Here is a 1769-nt window from a genome sequence, read left to right as displayed (position 1 = left end):
CCACCGAGCAGGCCAAGGACAGCTTCACCTATACGGTGACCGACGCCCACGGCAACACCACCACCGGCTCCATCCTGGTCGACATCGTCGACGACATTCCGACGCTTGGAGCTTTCACGCCAGGTACGATCCCCAACGAGGTCGGATCCGTCAACGGCTTGTTTGACTTCGTAGCGGGAGCCGACGGGGTCAATCATTTCAACATAGCAGGACCGGCGATCACGGGGATTAGCTACAGCACGACAGTCCAGAGCGACGGAACGACAGTGCTGCTGGCCGAAACCTCCACTGGGACCGATATCTATTCACTCACCTTGCATCCAGATGGCACCTACGCGTTTGCCCTTATCACGCCCGATGCAGCAACAACGGTAACTCAAACACTCACGGGGCTGTCGCCGGGTGGTCCGACACCTTTCCTTGAAACGCCGGATGGCCTGATCGAGTTCACCGGCACTGGCACCGGCGTCAACTCTTCGACACAGGGCTTCGGTGTCGCCGATCAGTTTATTGAGAAAGATGAAAACTTCACCATGGAGTTTCACACCTCCTCAACCGCCGGAAACGATGCTCCGACGCTGAATCCGAAGTTCATAGGCAGCCTCGATTTCGCCGCAACCGGCAACAGCTCTGGTTCTGTTTCGTGGGTAGCAACCAATTCCGTTACCGGCGACACCCGTAGCGGAACGGCGACAGTTACGAACGGACATCTCGTCATCGACCCTTCGATCGACTTCAACCTAATTTCCATAACCGGTGACGCCGGTTCGAAAATCAGGCTGTCTGCCGTCGACATCTCACAAACGATACTGCCATCCGACACCACCTTGCATTTCCAAGTCAGTGCGGTCGACGGAGACGGCGACGTCAGTGCGACCCAGTCACTGGACATCCATCAGGTAGCTGCAAGTTCGGGTGGATCCTTCACCCTCCCCGGCTTTGCGGGAACGGTCAACGACGTGATCGCCGGCAGCACGCATATCGATACGATCTCAGGCGGAGCCGGCACCGACATCGCCGACTATACCGGCAGCGCGGCGGTCTCGATAAACCTGACAGATGCCGGTGGCGCCGCCGGTGTTCATGGCACCCCCAGCAATCCGAGTGATGGCAACATCACCGGGGGCGATGCCACGGGAGATACGCTGACTGGCATCGAGGGCTTGATCGGCGGTTCCGGCGATGACTATCTCTACGGAAACTCCGGCGCCAATTACCTGGCCGGCGGATTGGGCAACGACACGCTCAGAGGCGAAGGCGGCGCCGACACTTTGATCGGCGGCGCCGGCAACGACCTGCTGGTCGGTGGTGCCGGGAGTGACACGCTCACCGGCGGGACGGGCGCCGACACGTTCAGACTTGAGAACCTCGACATCAAGGATCTGATCACGGACTTCAATGGCGGCGACGGCGACAAGATCGACCTGACAGCGCTGTTCGACTCGACTCCTGCGAATGTCGGCAACTTCGTCAACTACGACGCAGGGACCGGCGTGCTGAGTGTCGACACGAGCGGATCGGGAGATCCGGCCAATTTTGTCCAAGTGGCGGAACTCACGAACCACCCCGCGGCCAACACGATCACGCTGCTCTACGACGACGGCATAACCCAGCATCAGACAACGGCAAACGTGGTGTAACGCCATAGCGCACAACCACGCGATTATGTTATACGTCGCTAATATTTAGGGGAGCTCAACATGAAACGTTCTGCAAGACTGCTTGTTTCCGCTGCGACGCTGTTGCTGGCAGTCGGGTCGACGGGGTAT

At 59.0% G+C, this 1769-nt stretch carries 1 protein-coding gene; it reads left to right on the top strand.

The window, feature by feature from the left end; all coding sequences use genetic code 11:
* Positions 1–1640: calcium-binding protein (locus EN991_RS34910; protein ID WP_164769617.1), on the top strand; the 1640-nt coding region annotated here is incomplete at its 5' end.
* Between the last annotated feature and the right edge of the window lie 129 nt (positions 1641–1769).

The organism is Mesorhizobium sp. M7A.F.Ca.US.005.03.2.1, from assembly GCF_003997795.1.
Classification (GTDB): Bacteria; Pseudomonadota; Alphaproteobacteria; order Rhizobiales; family Rhizobiaceae; genus Mesorhizobium; species Mesorhizobium ciceri.
Note: the sequence above shows the minus strand (reverse complement) of the source record. Positions and strands in the feature narration are given on the sequence as shown.